The organism is Rhodanobacter sp. Root627, assembly GCF_001427835.1.
In the GTDB taxonomy this organism is placed as follows: domain Bacteria; phylum Pseudomonadota; class Gammaproteobacteria; order Xanthomonadales; family Rhodanobacteraceae; genus Rhodanobacter; species Rhodanobacter ginsenosidimutans.
Genome location: NZ_LMGW01000004.1, coordinates 218,466 through 233,677 on the forward strand (window position 1 = coordinate 218,466; position 15,212 = coordinate 233,677).

Here is a 15,212-nt window from a genome sequence, read left to right on the forward strand (position 1 = left end):
TGTAGCGGCAGGTGCGCAAAAGGTTGAAGGCGGGCAGTCCGTGGCGGCGTTCATCGCAGCGCCTGGCGCAGCAGCGGCACGAGTTGTTCGGGCTCTTTCAGGAACGCGTCGTGGCCGTACGGCGACTCGACTACTTCCAGCGTGGCCGGCCCGTGCAGCCGACGCTGCAGCTCGCACAGATCGGCCAGCGGCACCAGCCGGTCCGACGGAAAGCCGATCAGCGTGGACGGTGCGTGGACCTGTTCGGGCGCCACTTCGTGCAGGTCGATCGATTCGGACAGGGCCAGGAAGCGGTCGGCGTCGAAGCGCTCCACGAAGCGCTGGCCGGCATGGTCGAGGTAATCCTCCACCGGGAAATGAAAGCGGTCGCCACGCCACTGCGGCTCACCGGAAAAGCGGCGGCCGAACTCGGCGCTGCCACGGTAGGTGGTCATCGCCAGCTGACGCGCCAGCGACAGTGCCTGATCCACCTGGCCGGTGGACTGGCCCATGCGCACGATGCCGCGCTGCACGCTGCGCTGGGCGGTGGACAACGGGTGCGAGCGATGGGCACCGGCCAGCAATACCAGCCGCCCCACCTCGCGTGGGTGGCGCTGGGCAAACGCCAACGCGGTCATCGCGCCGTAGGAAGCACCCACGAAGGCATGCAACTGGGTAATGCCCAGCGCCTTCAGCAACGCGGCCAGCGCGTCGGCCTGGTCTTCGCTGGATACCGCCTGGGCGTTCAATTCGTTCGGGGTCAGCCAGTCGATGGCCAGTACCCGGTAGTGATCCAGATCCACGCCGCCGCCGGCGGATACCAGCGACTGCCACCAACCGGGCTTGCCGGCCTCATCCAGCGAGGTGACGTCGCGGTTGGCCGAAATGCCGCCCAGCACCACCACCGTCGGCGCATCGGCCGCGCCGCACCACAGGTAGCGCACGTCGACTTCACAAGGGCCGTTGCCGTACTTCGGGGTCAGCATCAGTCGCCGGCTGCTGCGCTGCGCACCGAGCTCGCCACGCGCACGCGTCGCCGGAAACTCCACGATGGAGGCAGTGTGGGCCGGGCTGATTTCGGGCTGGCGGGTCATGCGGATCTCCGATCATCATCGTCTTGCGAAGACCGGAAGGGCCGCCCGGCGCAACAGGCGGAATCGCCGGTTACGCATGACGCCCATCTACCGGTTGATGCCGATCCGGCACCTCCGCAGGAGTTGGCACCGTCGCGAAATACATCCTCGCAGGTTGCCCCGGCATCCAAGGGCCTGTCCCTCCGCCGGTCTCGATGAGTGAAGCGCACACTAAATGCTTTATAGGGTGCTGTCAATAGCCGTCTAAACATCTAAACGCATATATGTTTATTCGAACATGCCATTAGCCTTTGACGCCCCGTAGACGCATCCTCGTTGGCACCAACTACCGGAGAACCTTTCCATGAGCCTTCAGCTTGGCGACACCGCCCCCGACTTCACCATCGACTCCACCGCCGGGTCGACCAACTTCTACGAATACGCGGGCGACAACTGGGTGGTGTTCTTCTCCCACCCGAAGGATTTCACCCCGGTATGCACCACCGAGCTGGGCGCGTTCGCCCGCCGCAAGGGTGAATTCGACGCCCGTGGCACCAAGCTGATCGGCCTGTCGGTCGACTCCGTGGACGATCATCACGGCTGGGCCAAGGACATCCAGGATGTCGGCGGCACCGCGCTGAACTACCCGCTGCTGGCCGATCAGGAGCGCAAGGTCGCCGGCCTGTACGGCATGATCCATCCGAAGGCCGATTCCACCGCCACCGTGCGTTCGATCTTCTTCATCGACCCGAAGAAGAAAGTGCGCACCGTGCTGACCTACCCGGCCAGTGCCGGCCGCAACATCGACGAAGTGCTGCGCATCCTCGATTCGCTGCAGCTCACCGACGGCCGCAAGCTGACCACCCCGGTCGACTGGAAGGCTGGCGAAGATGTGATCATCGCCCCGTCGGTGTCGGACGAAGAGGCCAAGGCCATCTACCCGAACGGCTGGAAGACCCTGAAGTCCTACCTGCGCCTGGTGCCGCCGCCGGCCGCCTGAACGCGATCGCTGCGTGACACCCGTGCCTCCATCCGCCCTGCGGGTGGGGGCACAATCGTTAAGGCGTTGCCTTGAACATGCATCACAATGAAAACTTTCGTCACGGCCACACCGCTCATGAGCATTAGTCCCGACCTTTCCGCCAGCGTGGGACACACCCCGCTGGTACGCCTGCGCCACGCCTCCGAACTGACCGGCTGCCATATCCTGGCCAAGGCCGAGCTGCTCAATCCCGGCGGCTCCATCAAGGACCGCACTGCGCTGGGCCTGATCCTCGATGCGGAACAGCGCGGTGAACTCCTGCCCGGTGGCGTCATCGTGGAAGGCACCGCCGGCAACACCGGCATCGGCCTGACCCTGATCGGTGCCAGCCGCGGCTATCGCACGGTGATCTTCATGCCGGAGACGCAGAGCCGCGAGAAGATCGACACCTTGCGGGTCTCGGGCGCTGACGTGCGGCTGGTACCCGCCGTGCCGTACAGCAACCCCAACCATTACGCGCACCACGCCCGCGCCCATGCCGAGGCGCTGAACAGCGCCAAGCCCGGCAGCGCGTGGTTCGCCAACCAGTTCGACAACACCGCCAACCGCGATTACCACGAAGCCACCACCGGCGTGGAAATCTGGGAGGACACCGCAGGCAGGATCGACGGCTTCGTCTGCGCCGCCGGCACCGGTGGCACGCTGGCCGGCGTGGGCCGCGCGCTGAAGGCGCGCAATGCGGCCGTGCGCATTGCGCTGGCCGACCCGGCCGGCTCGGCGCTGGCGCACTTCATCAACGCGGGCGAACTGCTGGCCAGCGGCAACTCCATCAGCGAGGGCATCGGCTCCAGCCGCATCACCGCCAACTTCGCCAACGCGCCGATCGACCTGGCCTGGTCGATTCCGGATGACGAATCGGTGCCGCTGGTGCATCGCCTGCTGCACGATGAAGGCCTGTGCGCCGGCGGCTCCAGCGGCGTCAACCTGGCCGGCGCGATCCGCCTGGCGCGCGAGTTGGGCCCGGGTCACACCATCGTCACCATCCTGGCCGACGCCGGCACGCGCTATCAGGCCAAGCTGTTCAACCCGCCGTTCCTGCGCGAAAAAGCCATCCCGGTACCGGCCTGGCTGGACCAGGCGTTTCCCGCCTGAGGGTGGCGCTCAGAGCGCTGTGAAAAGTTCGCGCGGCCAGCTTTCGCTTCCCCTGCGCAGCGGGGGAAGCTGCCCGGAGGGCTGAAGGGGGCGCTCTTCGGCCACCATAAAAAGCCAACAGCAGCGCGGTCTTGCCGCGTCCCCCCTTCCGCCTTCGGCACCTTCCCCCGCAAGCGGGGGAAGGAAGCTCTTGGAGCTCTTGGAGCTCTTGGGGCTCTTGGGCTTTTGACTCTTTCTGATCTTCTCGCGCGCGCTCAAGCGCGTGGCGGCAGGATCAGCATCGCATCGCCATAGGAGAAAAACCGGTAGCGCTCCGCTACCGCGTGGCGATAGGCGTCGAGAATCACCTCGCGCCCGACCAGCGCCGACACCAGCATCAGCAATGTGGATTGCGGCAGGTGGAAGTTGGTCAGCAGGCCATCGATGCTGGTGAATGTGTAGCCGGGGAAGATGAAGATCTGCGTCTCGCCCGCGAACGGATGCAGCTGGCCATCCTTGCTGGCGCTTTCCAGCGCGCGCACCACCGTGGTGCCCACCGCGATCACCCGCCCGCCGGCGGCACGGGTGCGGCGAATCTGCTCGATCAGATGCGCGCCCACGTTGAGCCACTCGCGGTGCATGTGGTGGTCTTCGAGATTGTCCTCGCGCACCGGCTGGAAGGTGCCGGCACCCACGTGCAGCGTGATGTAGCCGGTATCGACACCGCGCTCGCGCAGTGCGTCCAGCGTGGCCTGGTCGAAATGCAGGCCCGCCGTGGGCGCCGCCACGGCGCCGGGTTCGCGCGCATAGACGGTCTGGTAACGCTCCAGGTCGCTGGCGTCGGGATGCCGCGCGATATACGGCGGCAGCGGCATTTCACCCAGTTTGAGCAGCAGTTTTTCCAGCGGCTCGGGCGCCTCGAAACGCAGGTGGAAGAATCCCTCGTCGCGCCCCAGTACCACCGCGTGGCTGCCATCGGCCAGCTCGATGCGGCCGCCCACCTTCGGCTTCTTGCTGACGCCCAACTGCACCGTCGCCTCGTGCGCACCGGTGACGCGCTCGATCAGGATCTCCACCGCACCGCCGGTGCTCTTGTGCCCAAACAGGCGCGCCGGCAGTACCCGCGTGTCGTTGAACACCAGCAGATCGCCCGGCCGCAACATCTGCGGCAACTCGCGAAACATGCGGTCCTGCAGCTCGGGTGCGGAGGCATCCAGCAGCAGCAGGCGGCTGGCGGAGCGCTCGGCCAGCGGCGCCTGCGCAATCAGCTCGGGCGGCAATTCAAAATCGAAATCGGACTTCTTCACTTGGGGACTCGGGTAACGCCCGCGCGTGGCGGGAAACAGGACATTATCCCGCAGCCGGCGACGGCCGGCACGCCCGGAAACAAATGCGCCCCCCGCGCCAACCTCAAAGCCAGCCCTTCTGACGCGCCAGCCGATAGGCCTCGATGCGGTTGTTGACGCCCAGCTTGCCGATCGCCTCGGACAGGTAATTGCGCACGGTGCCGTGCGACAAATTCAGTTGCGTGGCAATGTCGCCCGCGGCCTGGCCTTCGCCGGCCAGACGCAACACCTGGCGTTCGCGGTCGTTCAACGGGTCAGCCTCCGACCACGCTTCCAGCGCCAGTTGCGGATCGATCGCCCGACCACCGCGGTGCACGGTGCGCAAGGCCTCGGCCAGGTTTTCCGCCGGTGCGTCCTTCAGCAAATAGCCCGATACACCCGCATCCAGCGCGCGGCGCAGGAAGCCGGGGCGCGCGAAGGTGGTGACGATGACCACCTTGATCGGCAGCTCCTGGCGCTGGATGCGCTGCGCCAGCTCCAGCCCGGTCAGGCCGGGCATCTCGATGTCGGTAACCAGTACGTCGGGCCGCAATCGCTGCAGCTCACGCCAGGCGGCTTCGCCATCGGCCACCGAGCCCAGCACCTCGATGTCCGATTCCAGCCCGAGCAGGGCCGACAGCGCGCCACGCACCATCGCCTGGTCCTCGGCCAGCAGGATGCGGATCATGCCGCGACTCCGCGGCTGGCAGCGTGGCGTGGGGCGATGGAGGCGTTCGAGTTCGACAAGCGGGGGATGCTCATGCGGCCGGTTGCTCCGAAGCGGTGGCGGTATGGTCTGGCGTCGCGTCGGTAAACGCGGACGATGTTTCCACCAGGCGCAGTGTGGGCACCGGCACGCTCACCTTCAGGCACGTGCCCCGGCCTCGTGGCGAGTCGATCGTCAATGTGCCGCCCAGCGCCCGCACCCGCTCGCGCATGCCACTCAAGCCATTGCCATCGCTGTCGATGCCGCCGCGCCCGTTGTCACTGACCTGCATGCACATGCGGGCGTGTTCGTGCACCCACTCGATCCGCGCGCGACTGGCCGCGGCGTGACGCGCGATATTGGTGGCCGCTTCGCGCAGCACCAACGACAGGCCGCGCTCGATCTCGCCGGGCAATGCCGGTGGCGAACCGTAGTCCAGATGCACCATCGAGGACGCCAGCAGCAGCCGTGCCGACGCCAGTTCGGCGGCCAGGTCGGCGGTGCGGATACCGGTTACCGCGCTGCGCACTTCGGCCAGGGCGTGACGCGCGACTTTCTCGGCATCCTCGATCTCGCGCCGGGCCGCCTCGCTATCGCGGTCGAACAGCTTGCGCGACAGCTCCAGCTTCAAGGTGATCAGCGACAGCGTGTGACCCAGCAGATCGTGCAGATCCCTGCCGATGCGCTCGCGCTCGGCGGTGGCGGCCAGCCGGCGCACCTCGTCGTGGGAGAGCTGCAGTTGGGCATCCTTCTCTTCGTTGACGCGCTCCGCGTTGATCACGATGCCGACGATGAACGAGGTCACCGGGATGGTGAATATGGCCTGCCACGGATACTGCAGCAGCCACGTTTCCAGCAGCAGGGTCGCGTTGAGCACCGTCAACCACCCCAGGTACGAATAGAACCGCATGCGGCACACGCGCAGCATCACGCAGCCATAAACGAAATAGGTCAGGCCACTGGGATACCACGGCACCAGCACCATGCTCAGCAGCACCATCGCCAGCGCACAGCCGCGCGCCATCGACCGGGGCGCCACCACACTCTGGTAATACAGCAGAAGAAACACCGGGTAACTGACCAGGGTGCAGACCAGCCAGCGTGTGTTCCAACCTTCGCTGCTCCACAACGGCGTGACAAACAACCAGAACGACCAGAGCAGGTGCACGGCATGCACCCACGGCGATTTGCCCTGCCGAAAGGCAGCCGCCGCCAGCGAGTCCGGTGCCGGCAGAAAAAATGCCGCAATGCGTCGATTCATGCCGCCTCCCTCGCCGAGCGTTCGAGCCTCGCCATGCTACTTCAACCGTGCCGGCGCAGACGCCGCGCCGCCAGCAGCGTGAAGCCCGCAGTGACACCCAGCAGCACCATCAGATGGCCCGCCAGCGGCTCGTCGTTCATCCCCACCGACGCCAGCGCCAACCTGTCCAGGTGATAGGCCGGCCACACCGGCGCGATCTGCTGCAGAAACTTCGGCAGCATCGGCAGCGGAAACCACAAGCCGGACATGAACGACATCGGCAGATAGATCAGCTGCAGCATGCCCGGCGCGCCCTGCCCCTTGATCAGCGTGCCCACGAACATGCCCAGCGCGCAGAACGGCAGCACCCCCAGCACACCGGTAAGCAGCAGCGCCGCGGCCTGGGCCAGGCTCAAGGTCACATGTCCCAGCGAGAACGCCATCGCCAGCAACAGCAGGATGACAACGCCCGCAGCGGCCATCGCCATCAGCATCTTGCCCAGCAGATACGCGCCCGGCGGCATCGGCAGCGCGCGCTTGAAAGTGAGCAGGCCACCATCACGCTCCAGCGCCAGCGACACGCCAAAACCAAACAGGCCTGGACTCATCACGCCGAACACGCCATAGCTGGCCAGCAGGTAGCGCGCCGCATCGGCCCCGTTCGATTTCGCCATCAACACGCCGAACAGCAGGTAGAACATCGCCGGAAACAGCATGATCGGCAGCATGAAACCGGGCGCCCGCATGTAACGCAGACACTCGCTGCGCGCTTCTTCGAGATACGCGCCGATGACACGGCGACGCGGCATGCCAGGGGTAGACAGGGTGATTTCCATTCAGGCGGCCTCGCGTTGATCGGTGCCGGCTGTTTCGGCGGCATCCCGGGTGAGTTCGGTGAACGCTTCGGCCAGGCCGGCACGCTGCACCTCCAGTTCGCGCAATTGCGGGTCGACCGCCAGCAGGCGGCGCACGACCACTTCGGCGTCGGCGGCCGTGATGTGCAGGCGCCCGTTCTCCTGCTGCACGTCGGTGATCTCCGGCCAGGCGCGCAAGGTGTCGATCGACAACGTGCTCAGGCAGCGAATGCGCCGCAGCGCCACCCGCGCCCGCAAGGCGTCGACCGTGCCTTCGTGGATCACGCGGCCGTGCGTCATCACGCAAACGCGGTCGGCCAGCGCCTCGGCCTCTTCCAGGTAATGCGTGGTCAACAGCACCGAGCAACCTTCGGCGATCAACTGACGGATCGCCGCCCACAGTTTCTGGCGCGCCTCGATATCCATGCCCACGGTAGGCTCATCCAGAAACAGCAGCTCGGGCCGGCCACACACTGCCAGCGCGAATTGCACACACCGCTGCTGGCCGCCAGAGAGTTTCGCGTAGGGACGCCGCAGCAGATCGCCGATGCCGGCCATGGCGGCGGTTTCCTCCAGGCGGCGCGGTGCGGGGTAATAACTGGCGGTCAGCCGCAACAGCTCGCCCACGCGCAGGGTCGGCGGCAGCTCGGCACTCTGCAGCATCACGCCGATGCGGCGGCGCGCCTCGATGCGCTGCGGATCCATCCCGAACAGCTCGACGGTGCCGGCATCGGCCCGCGCCAGCCCCAGCAGCAGACCGATGGCGGTGGTCTTTCCGGCGCCATTGGGGCCGAGCAGAGCCAGCAATTCGCCGCGCTGCACCACGAGATCCACGGCATCCAGCGCAATCTGTTGTCCGTAGCGTCGGGTGGCGCCCGCAAGGCGTGCAACGGGGCGTGAGGCAAGGTCCATGACGATCTCCGTGAGGGTGATTTATCGTGCACGGCACAAGAATTTCCGGGCAGTTGACGGCGTCAGCCATCACCCGTGACAGACGTCATGCGGGGGTACCGGGCGCCTGCGGCGCACGTTATCCTGCCGGGAACGATGTCGGTTTTTCCCCGCGAAACCTGGCTGCTGACGCAGAAAAACAAGCTCGGAAATGCCGGTTACCGCGTATCCCTTCCCGATACGTATTCACCCACTGGCCACTCCGGGCAACCGTCGGCCAGCGGATCGACGGAGTAGTTCAGATGGGCGTGATCGATCAGTTGCGCGAGCTGCGCGAATTCGGCGGCAAGCCGCGGACCACCGGCCTGGATGACGCCAGCATCGAGCGCATGGCGGCCAACGATCCCGCGCTGGCCGAAGCGGTCGCCGAAGCGGTGGCGCGCCATCGCGAGCTGCGCACCGACATGGCCGATTTCCTGAAGCTGGACGAGGGCGATCAACTGACCCGGGCGCAGGCCCGCTTCGTCAACTTCTACCCGGACGACGCCATCAACCCGTATCTACCGGCCGCCGCACGCGGCCCGTGGGTGGTGACCCTGAAAGGCGCCGTGCTGCACGACAACGGCGGCTACGGCATGCTGGGTTTCGGCCACAACCACCCCGCGATCCTGGCGGCGCTGGCGCGGCCGCAGGTGATGGCCAACGTGATGTCGCCCAGCGTGTCGCAATGGCGTTTCACGCAGGCCATGGATGACGAGCTGGGCCGTCGCCGCGGCGGCAATCCGTACGCGCGCTACCTGTGCCTCAATTCCGGCTCCGAATCGGTGACGCTGGCCTGCCGCATTGCCGACGTCAACGCCAAGCTGATGACCGACGCCGGTGCGCGTCATGCCGGGCGCACGATCAAGCGGGTGGCGGTGAAAGGCGCGTTCCACGGCCGCACCGACCGGCCGGCGCTGTATTCCGATTCCAGCCGCAAGGCCTACCAGCAGAACCTCGCCAGCTATCGCCACGAGGACAGCGTGCTCACCGTGGCGCCTTACGACGTGGAGCAACTGGAACAAGTATTCGCCGAAGCGGACCAGCATGGCTGGTTCATCGAGGCGATGTTCCTCGAACCGGTGATGGGTGAAGGCGACCCCGGCCGTGCAGTCACGCCCGCGTTCTACAAGGCCGCGCGCGCATTGACCGAGGCGCATGGCAGCCTGTTGCTGATCGACTCCATCCAGGCCGGCCTGCGCGCCCATGGCGTGCTGTCGATCACCGCCTACCCCGGCTTCGAGGAGCTGCCGCCACCGGACATGGAGACTTTCTCCAAGGCGCTCAACGCAGGCCAATACCCGTTGTCGGTGTTGGCGGTGACCGAGCGCACCGCGGCGCTCTACCGCAAGGGCACCTACGGCAACACCATGACCGCCAACCCGCGCGCGCTCGACGTGGCGCTGGCCACGCTCGACCAGCTGACCGATGAGGTGCGCGAAAACATCCGCGCCCGCGGTCGCGAATTCGTGGACAAGCTCAACGCGCTGAAGGACGAGCTGGCCGGCCTGATCACCAAGGTGCAAGGCACCGGCCTGCTGTTTTCCTGCGAGCTGGCGCCGCAATACAAGTGCTACGGCGCCGGCTCGATCGAGGAATACCTGCGCGAGCACGGCGTCGGCGTGATCCACGGCGGCGTCAATTCGCTGCGCTTCACGCCGCACTTCAAGGTCACCAGCGCCGAGGTGGATCTGGTGGTGGCCAGCGTGCGCAAGGCCTTGCTGGAAGGGCCGCGCATCGCCGGGGACAAGGCCGCCTGAGTCGCAACGCGGCGACGGGCGACAAGGCGACGCTGCGGAATACGGCGCCGCCATCAGGCTTTTCCCACGGCCATCACCCCTCCGTCGAATCAGACTCGCAGTGGCCGGCGACCGCCGGTCACAAGGAGGATTCAAGGATGTCGATCTCATTGCGTGTACTGGCCGCCAGCGCGGCGCTGGCGTTCGCCGGCAGCACCCTCGCCGCGGCACCGAAAACCGAGGCACCGCCGGTCAAGCACCGTACCGCGCAACAGCAGCGCATGGCCGATTGCAACAAGCGCGCGACCGGCAAAAAAGGCGATGAGCGCAAGGCATTCATGAGCTCCTGCCTCAAGAAAAAGGCCGCGCCGGCCACGCATTGAATGAACGAACCACGGCCCCGCGCAGGTGCATGCGCGGGGCCGCTTGGTTAAGCTCGAATGCCACGCAAAACGGCGCCCGCACATGAAGATCGTTGAAGTCCGGCATCCGTTGATCCAGCACAAGCTGGGCCTGATGCGCCGCGCAGGCGTCAGTACCAAGGATTTTCGTGAGTTGGCCACCGAAGTGGCCGCGCTGCTCACTTACGAAGCCACCAAGGACCTGGAAACCGCCGAGGAAACCATCGAAGGCTGGGCCGGGCCGCTGCAGGTGCACCGCATCAAGGGCAAGAAGATCACCATCGTGCCGATCCTGCGCGCAGGCCTGGGCATGCTGCCCGGCGTGCTCGACATGATCCCCTCGGCCAAGGTCAGCGTGGTCGGCGTGCAACGCGATGAAGACACGCTGCAACCGGTCGCCTACTACGAAAAACTCAGCGGCCGCATGGACCAGCGCATCGCGCTGATCGTCGACCCGATGCTGGCCACTGCCGGCACCCTGATCGCCGCCGTGGACATGCTGAAAGCCGCCGGCTGCACGCGCATCAAGGGCCTGTTCCTGGTCGCCGCGCCCGAGGGCCTCGCGCGCGTCGAGGCGGCGCATCCCGACATCGAGATCTACACCGCCTCGATCGACCAGCGACTCAACGAACACGGCTACATCCTGCCCGGCCTCGGCGATGCGGGCGACAAGATCTTTGGCACCAAGCAGCTGTCACCGAACGATTAACCCGGAGTCGCCTCGTTCCTGTAGGAGCGGCTTCAGCCGCGATGCTTTTGCCTCCCGAAAAACAAGAGCATCGCGGCTGAAGCCGCTCCCACAAAGGGCGGCAAAGCCCTCAGCGGCCAAACCGGTCGGTCGCCTCGATCAACTCATGCAGATTGCCGGGCTCGAACGCAGAATGACCCGCGTCCTGCACGATGCGCAGATCCGCCTCCGGCCATGCGCGATGCAAGTCCCACGCGCTGCGCAGCGGACAAACCACGTCGTAGCGGCCCTGCACGATCACGGCGGGGATGTGGCGGATGCAGTCCACATTGCGCAGCAACTGGTCGTCGTGTTCGAAGAAACCGCCGTTCACGAAGTAGTGGCATTCGATCCGCGCGAACGCCAGCGCGAATTCATCCTCGGCGCTGGACTGGATGTGGGTGGCGTCCTGCCACAGGAAACTGGTGGCGCCCTCCCATACCGACCAGGCGCGCGCCGCCGCGACACGCGTGTCGGCGTCGGCGCTGGTGAGGCGGCGATGGTAGGCGCTCATCAGGTCGCCGCGCTCCACTTCGGGAATGGCGCCGAGATAGGTTTCCCACGCATCCGGATACAGCGCGTTGCAGCCGTGCTGGTAAAACCATTCAAGCTCCTGCCGGCGCAGCATGAAGATGCCGCGCAAGACCAGCTCGGTGACTTTCTCCGGATGCGTTTGCGCGTAGGCCAGCGCCAGCGTGGAACCCCACGAGCCGCCGAACACCTGCCAGCGGTCGATACCCAGGTGCTCGCGCACGCGCTCGATATCGGCCACCAGATCCCAGGTGGTATTGCCGCTCAGTTCCGCGTGCGGGGTGGACTTGCCGCAACCGCGCTGGTCGAACAACACGATGCGGTAGACCGCCGGGTCGAAGAAACGCCGGCATTTGGGATTGGTGCCACCGCCCGGGCCGCCGTGCAGAAACACCACCGGCTTCCCGTGCGGGTTGCCGCACTGCTCGTAGTACAGCGTATGCAGCTCGGACACCTTGAGCATCCCGCGATCGAACGGCTCGATCTCGGGGTACAGCGAACGGCGTTCCGGGGACATGGCAACTCCTGAGGCGATGAAGCCTCGCAGGCTACCATCCCGAGAATCAGCGCGCCGCAGGCAATGGCGCTCAGCCGGCGGTCATTACCTTGCCGGGATTGAGGATGCCGTTGGGGTCGAACACCTGCCGCACCCCGCGCATCAGGGCGATTTCCGCCGCACTGCGGGTGCTTTCCAGGTAGGCGCGCTTGACCAGGCCGATGCCGTGCTCGGCCGAGATGCTGCCGCCGTGGCGGTGCAGCGTTTCGGCCAGCAGCTTGGTGACGTGCTCGCACTGCGCGATGAATGCGTCCTCGGCCAGATCCTCGGGACGCAACACGTTGATGTGCAGGTTGCCGTCGCCGATGTGGCCAAACCACACCACCTCGATGTCCGGATACTCGCGGCCCAGCAAGTCCTGCATTTCGTGCAGGAAAGCCGGCACGGCGCTGATGCGCACCGATACATCGTTCTTGTACGGCTTGTGCGCGGCCAGGCTCTCGGTGATGCCCTCGCGCAGGCGCCACAAGGCGGCTGCCTGGCTCTCGCTTTGCGCGATCGCGCCGTCGCTGACCCACCCCTGCTCCATCGCGTGCTCGAACGCCGCCAGCGCCGTCTCCTGGGCCAGCTCGTCAGCCGCATCGAACTCGGTGACCACGTAATACGGGTAGTCACCATCGATCGCCCGCTGCGCGCCGTGGGCCAGCACGTGCTTCAACGCGATATCGGTGAAGAATTCGAATGCCTGCAGATTCAGGCGCTGGCGGAACAGCGCAAACACCTGCATCAAGGCATCCATGTCCGGCAATGCCAGCAGCATCACCTGCGACGGCGGCGGCGGCTCGGCAAGTTTCAAAGTGGCTTCCACCACAATGCCCAGCGTGCCTTCGGAACCGATCAGCAACTGGCGGAAATCGTAGCCGCTGGAGTTCTTGATCAGGCCACGGTTGAGGTCGAGCAACTCGCCGTTGCCGGCGACGACCTTCAGGCCGGCGATCCATTCGCGCGTGTTGCCGTAGCGGATCACCCGGATGCCGCCGGCATTGGTGGAAATGTTGCCGCCGATGGAGCACGAGCCACGCGCGGCGAAATCCACCGGGTAGATCAGATCATGCTCCTGCGCGGCCTCGTGCACCTTCTGCAGGATCACGCCAGGCTGCACGGTGAGCGTGCGGTCCACGGCATTGAAATCCAGCACCTGGTTCATGCGCTCCAGGCTCAGCACCAGCTCGCCGTTGGCAGCCACGGCGCCGCCGGAAAGCCCCGTGCGTCCACCCGACGGCACGATTGCCACGCGCTCCTCGTTGGCCCAGCGCACGATCGCCTGTACTTCGTCGATGTTGGCGGGCAACGCGATGGCCAGCGGCGCCGGCGTCCAGCGGCGGGTCCAGTCACGTCCGTAGTATTCAAGTTCCGCCGGGGTCGAAAGCAGGCGCAGTCCGGGCAGGCGGGCGGCGAGCCCGGCGAGGCGAAGATCAGTCATCAGAATTCCAGGTGGTCAGCGGAAGCGTGGCAGCCCGGGTTGGGGCTGTCCAGTGCTGCGCTGCGACAAAAGGACAAATTCGTGGCATAGTATAGACGTCCATTTACCCTAAGGGCTCTCATGCAAACCTCGTTCCCGAAAGAAGATATCAAGGTGCTGTTGCTGGAAGGTCTCAGCGCCACCGCGGTCGAAAATTTCCGCCGTGCAGGCTACAGCCAGATCGAGCTGCATGCGAAATCCCTGCCCGAAGCCGAGCTGAAAGAGCGCATCGCCGATGCGCACATCATCGGCCTGCGCTCGCGCACCCAGCTGACCGCCGACGTGCTTTCGCACGCCAAGCGGTTGATGGCGGTGGGCTGCTTCTGCATCGGCACCAACCAGGTGGATCTGGTCGAGGCAAGCAAGCTGGGCATCCCGGTTTTCAACGCGCCTTATTCCAACACCCGCAGCGTGGCTGAACTGGTGGTGGCCGAAGCGATCATGTTGTTGCGCGGCATCCCGCACAAGAACGCCCAATGCCACGTCGGCGGCTGGGACAAGTCGGCGGTGGGCAGCTACGAGGCGCGCGACAAGGTGCTGGGCATCATCGGCTACGGCCACATCGGCACGCAGACCGGCGTGCTGGCCGAAGGCCTCGGCATGCGCGTGCTGTTCTACGACATCGAAGCGAAGCTGGCGATGGGCAATGCCCATGCCGTGGCGAGCCTGGACGAGCTGCTGGAGCGCTCCGACGTAGTCACGCTGCACGTGCCGGAAACGCCCGCCACCAAGATGATGTTCGGCCGCGAGCAGCTGGAAAAAATGCGCAAGGGCTCCATGCTGATCAATGCGTCGCGCGGCAGCGTGGTCGACATCGAGGCACTGGCCGAGGCGCTGAAGAGCGGCCATCTGTCCGGCGCCGCCGTCGACGTGTTCCCGGTCGAGCCCAAGGGCAACGGCGAGGCGTTCGTGTCGCCATTGGTCGGTCTGGACAACGTCATCCTCACCCCGCACATCGGCGGCAGCACACTGGAGGCGCAGGACAACATCGGCGTCGAGGTATCCAGCAAGCTGATCCGCTACAGCGACAACGGCTCCACGCTGTCGGCCGTGAACTTCCCCGAAGTGAGCCTGCCGGAACATCCGCAAAGCCGCCGCCTGCTGCACATCCACCGCAACGTGCCGGGCATCCTGTCGCGCATCAACGATGTGTTCTCGGGCGAGAACGTCAACATCAACGCGCAGTTCCTGCAGACCGATGCCCAGGTGGGTTACGTGGTGATCGACGTCTCCGCCGATGAGGCGAAGGCGAACGAGCTGAAGGCGAAACTGGCCGCCATCCCGGGCACGCTGCGCACCCGCATCCTGTACTGAGGCGCGCTGCAGGCAACCTTGTGTGTAGGAGCGACTTCAGTCGCGATGCTCTTGTTCTGTAGACCGAAGAAAGAGCATCGCGGCTGAAGCCGCTCCCACAAGAGTCGCTCGCACAGGCGCCCAAGACATCAGACACGCAGAAACGACAACGGCACCCGCGGGTGCCGTTGTCGTTTTCAATGATTGGTCGGGGCGGCGAGATTCGAACTCGCGACCACTACACCCCCAGCGTAGTGCGCTACCAGGCTGCGCTACGCCCCGA

General features: G+C 65.8%; 14 protein-coding genes, 1 tRNA gene and 1 riboswitch. Of the genes, 6 read left to right on the plus strand and 9 right to left on the minus strand.

What is annotated here, in order from left to right; all coding sequences use genetic code 11:
- Positions 1-50: 50 nt before the first annotated feature.
- Positions 51-1,073 (minus strand): homoserine O-succinyltransferase, encoded by a 1,023-nt coding sequence (locus ASD68_RS15675; protein ID WP_056608442.1) that lies wholly within the window; start codon positions 1,071-1,073, stop codon positions 51-53.
- Positions 1,074-1,153: 80 nt separating this feature from the next.
- Positions 1,154-1,274: riboswitch (SAM riboswitch) on the minus strand.
- Between the two features lie 142 nt (positions 1,275-1,416).
- On the opposite strand from ASD68_RS15675, the gene ASD68_RS15680 reads away from it, so the two are divergent.
- Positions 1,417-2,052, plus strand: a complete 636-nt coding sequence (locus ASD68_RS15680) for a peroxiredoxin (RefSeq protein WP_056085473.1) — start codon at positions 1,417-1,419, stop codon at positions 2,050-2,052.
- Between the two features lie 117 nt (positions 2,053-2,169).
- Positions 2,170-3,186 (plus strand): cysteine synthase A, encoded by a 1,017-nt coding sequence (locus ASD68_RS15685; protein WP_056608445.1) that lies wholly within the window; start codon positions 2,170-2,172, stop codon positions 3,184-3,186.
- 254 nt (positions 3,187-3,440) lie between these two features.
- Here the strand turns inward: ASD68_RS15685 and queA are convergent, their stop codons facing one another.
- The 5 genes from queA to ASD68_RS15710 form a co-directional block, all read right to left on the minus strand.
- Positions 3,441-4,472 carry a tRNA preQ1(34) S-adenosylmethionine ribosyltransferase-isomerase QueA gene (gene queA, locus ASD68_RS15690; protein ID WP_056608448.1) on the minus strand — a complete coding sequence of 344 codons (1,032 nt, stop codon included), beginning with the start codon at positions 4,470-4,472 and terminating at the stop codon, positions 3,441-3,443.
- A gap of 103 nt (positions 4,473-4,575) precedes the next feature.
- Complete coding sequence (locus ASD68_RS15695) at positions 4,576-5,178, minus strand: response regulator transcription factor (protein WP_056085475.1); 603 nt, start codon at positions 5,176-5,178, stop codon at positions 4,576-4,578.
- Between the two features lie 70 nt (positions 5,179-5,248).
- Positions 5,249-6,457 carry a sensor histidine kinase gene (locus ASD68_RS15700; RefSeq protein WP_056608450.1) on the minus strand — a complete coding sequence of 403 codons (1,209 nt, stop codon included), beginning with the start codon at positions 6,455-6,457 and terminating at the stop codon, positions 5,249-5,251.
- Positions 6,458-6,498: 41 nt separating this feature from the next.
- Complete coding sequence (locus tag ASD68_RS15705) at positions 6,499-7,272, minus strand: ABC transporter permease (protein ID WP_056608453.1); 774 nt, start codon at positions 7,270-7,272, stop codon at positions 6,499-6,501.
- Positions 7,273-8,202, minus strand: a complete 930-nt coding sequence (locus tag ASD68_RS15710; protein ID WP_056608456.1) for an ABC transporter ATP-binding protein — start codon at positions 8,200-8,202, stop codon at positions 7,273-7,275.
- Positions 8,203-8,483: 281 nt separating this feature from the next.
- Here ASD68_RS15710 and ASD68_RS15715 point away from each other — a divergent pair, with 281 nt between their 5' ends.
- The 3 genes from ASD68_RS15715 (at position 8,484) to upp (ending at position 11,069) form a co-directional block, all read left to right on the plus strand.
- Complete coding sequence (locus ASD68_RS15715) at positions 8,484-9,980, plus strand: aminotransferase class III-fold pyridoxal phosphate-dependent enzyme (RefSeq protein WP_056608459.1); 1,497 nt, start codon at positions 8,484-8,486, stop codon at positions 9,978-9,980.
- A 137-nt stretch (positions 9,981-10,117) separates the two neighbouring features.
- Positions 10,118-10,342, plus strand: a complete 225-nt coding sequence (locus ASD68_RS15720; protein ID WP_082520302.1) for a PsiF family protein — start codon at positions 10,118-10,120, stop codon at positions 10,340-10,342.
- Positions 10,343-10,424: 82 nt separating this feature from the next.
- On the plus strand, positions 10,425-11,069 hold the full coding sequence (gene upp / locus ASD68_RS15725) for a uracil phosphoribosyltransferase (protein WP_056608462.1): 645 nt from the start codon (positions 10,425-10,427) through the stop codon (positions 11,067-11,069).
- A gap of 109 nt (positions 11,070-11,178) precedes the next feature.
- Here upp and pip read toward each other — a convergent pair whose 3' ends face one another.
- Together pip and ASD68_RS15735 are read right to left on the minus strand one after the other, a co-directional pair.
- Positions 11,179-12,135, minus strand: coding sequence for a prolyl aminopeptidase (pip, locus tag ASD68_RS15730; protein ID WP_056608464.1), 957 nt, complete (start codon positions 12,133-12,135; stop codon positions 11,179-11,181).
- Positions 12,136-12,205: 70 nt separating this feature from the next.
- Positions 12,206-13,597 (minus strand): FAD-binding oxidoreductase, encoded by a 1,392-nt coding sequence (locus tag ASD68_RS15735; protein ID WP_056608467.1) that lies wholly within the window; start codon positions 13,595-13,597, stop codon positions 12,206-12,208.
- 120 nt (positions 13,598-13,717) lie between these two features.
- On the opposite strand from ASD68_RS15735, the gene serA reads away from it, so the two are divergent.
- Positions 13,718-14,950 (plus strand): phosphoglycerate dehydrogenase, encoded by a 1,233-nt coding sequence (serA, locus tag ASD68_RS15740; RefSeq protein WP_056085483.1) that lies wholly within the window; start codon positions 13,718-13,720, stop codon positions 14,948-14,950.
- A 184-nt stretch (positions 14,951-15,134) separates the two neighbouring features.
- Here the strand turns inward: serA and ASD68_RS15745 are convergent.
- Positions 15,135-15,211, minus strand: a tRNA-Pro gene (locus ASD68_RS15745).
- Position 15,212: the final 1 nt, after the last annotated feature.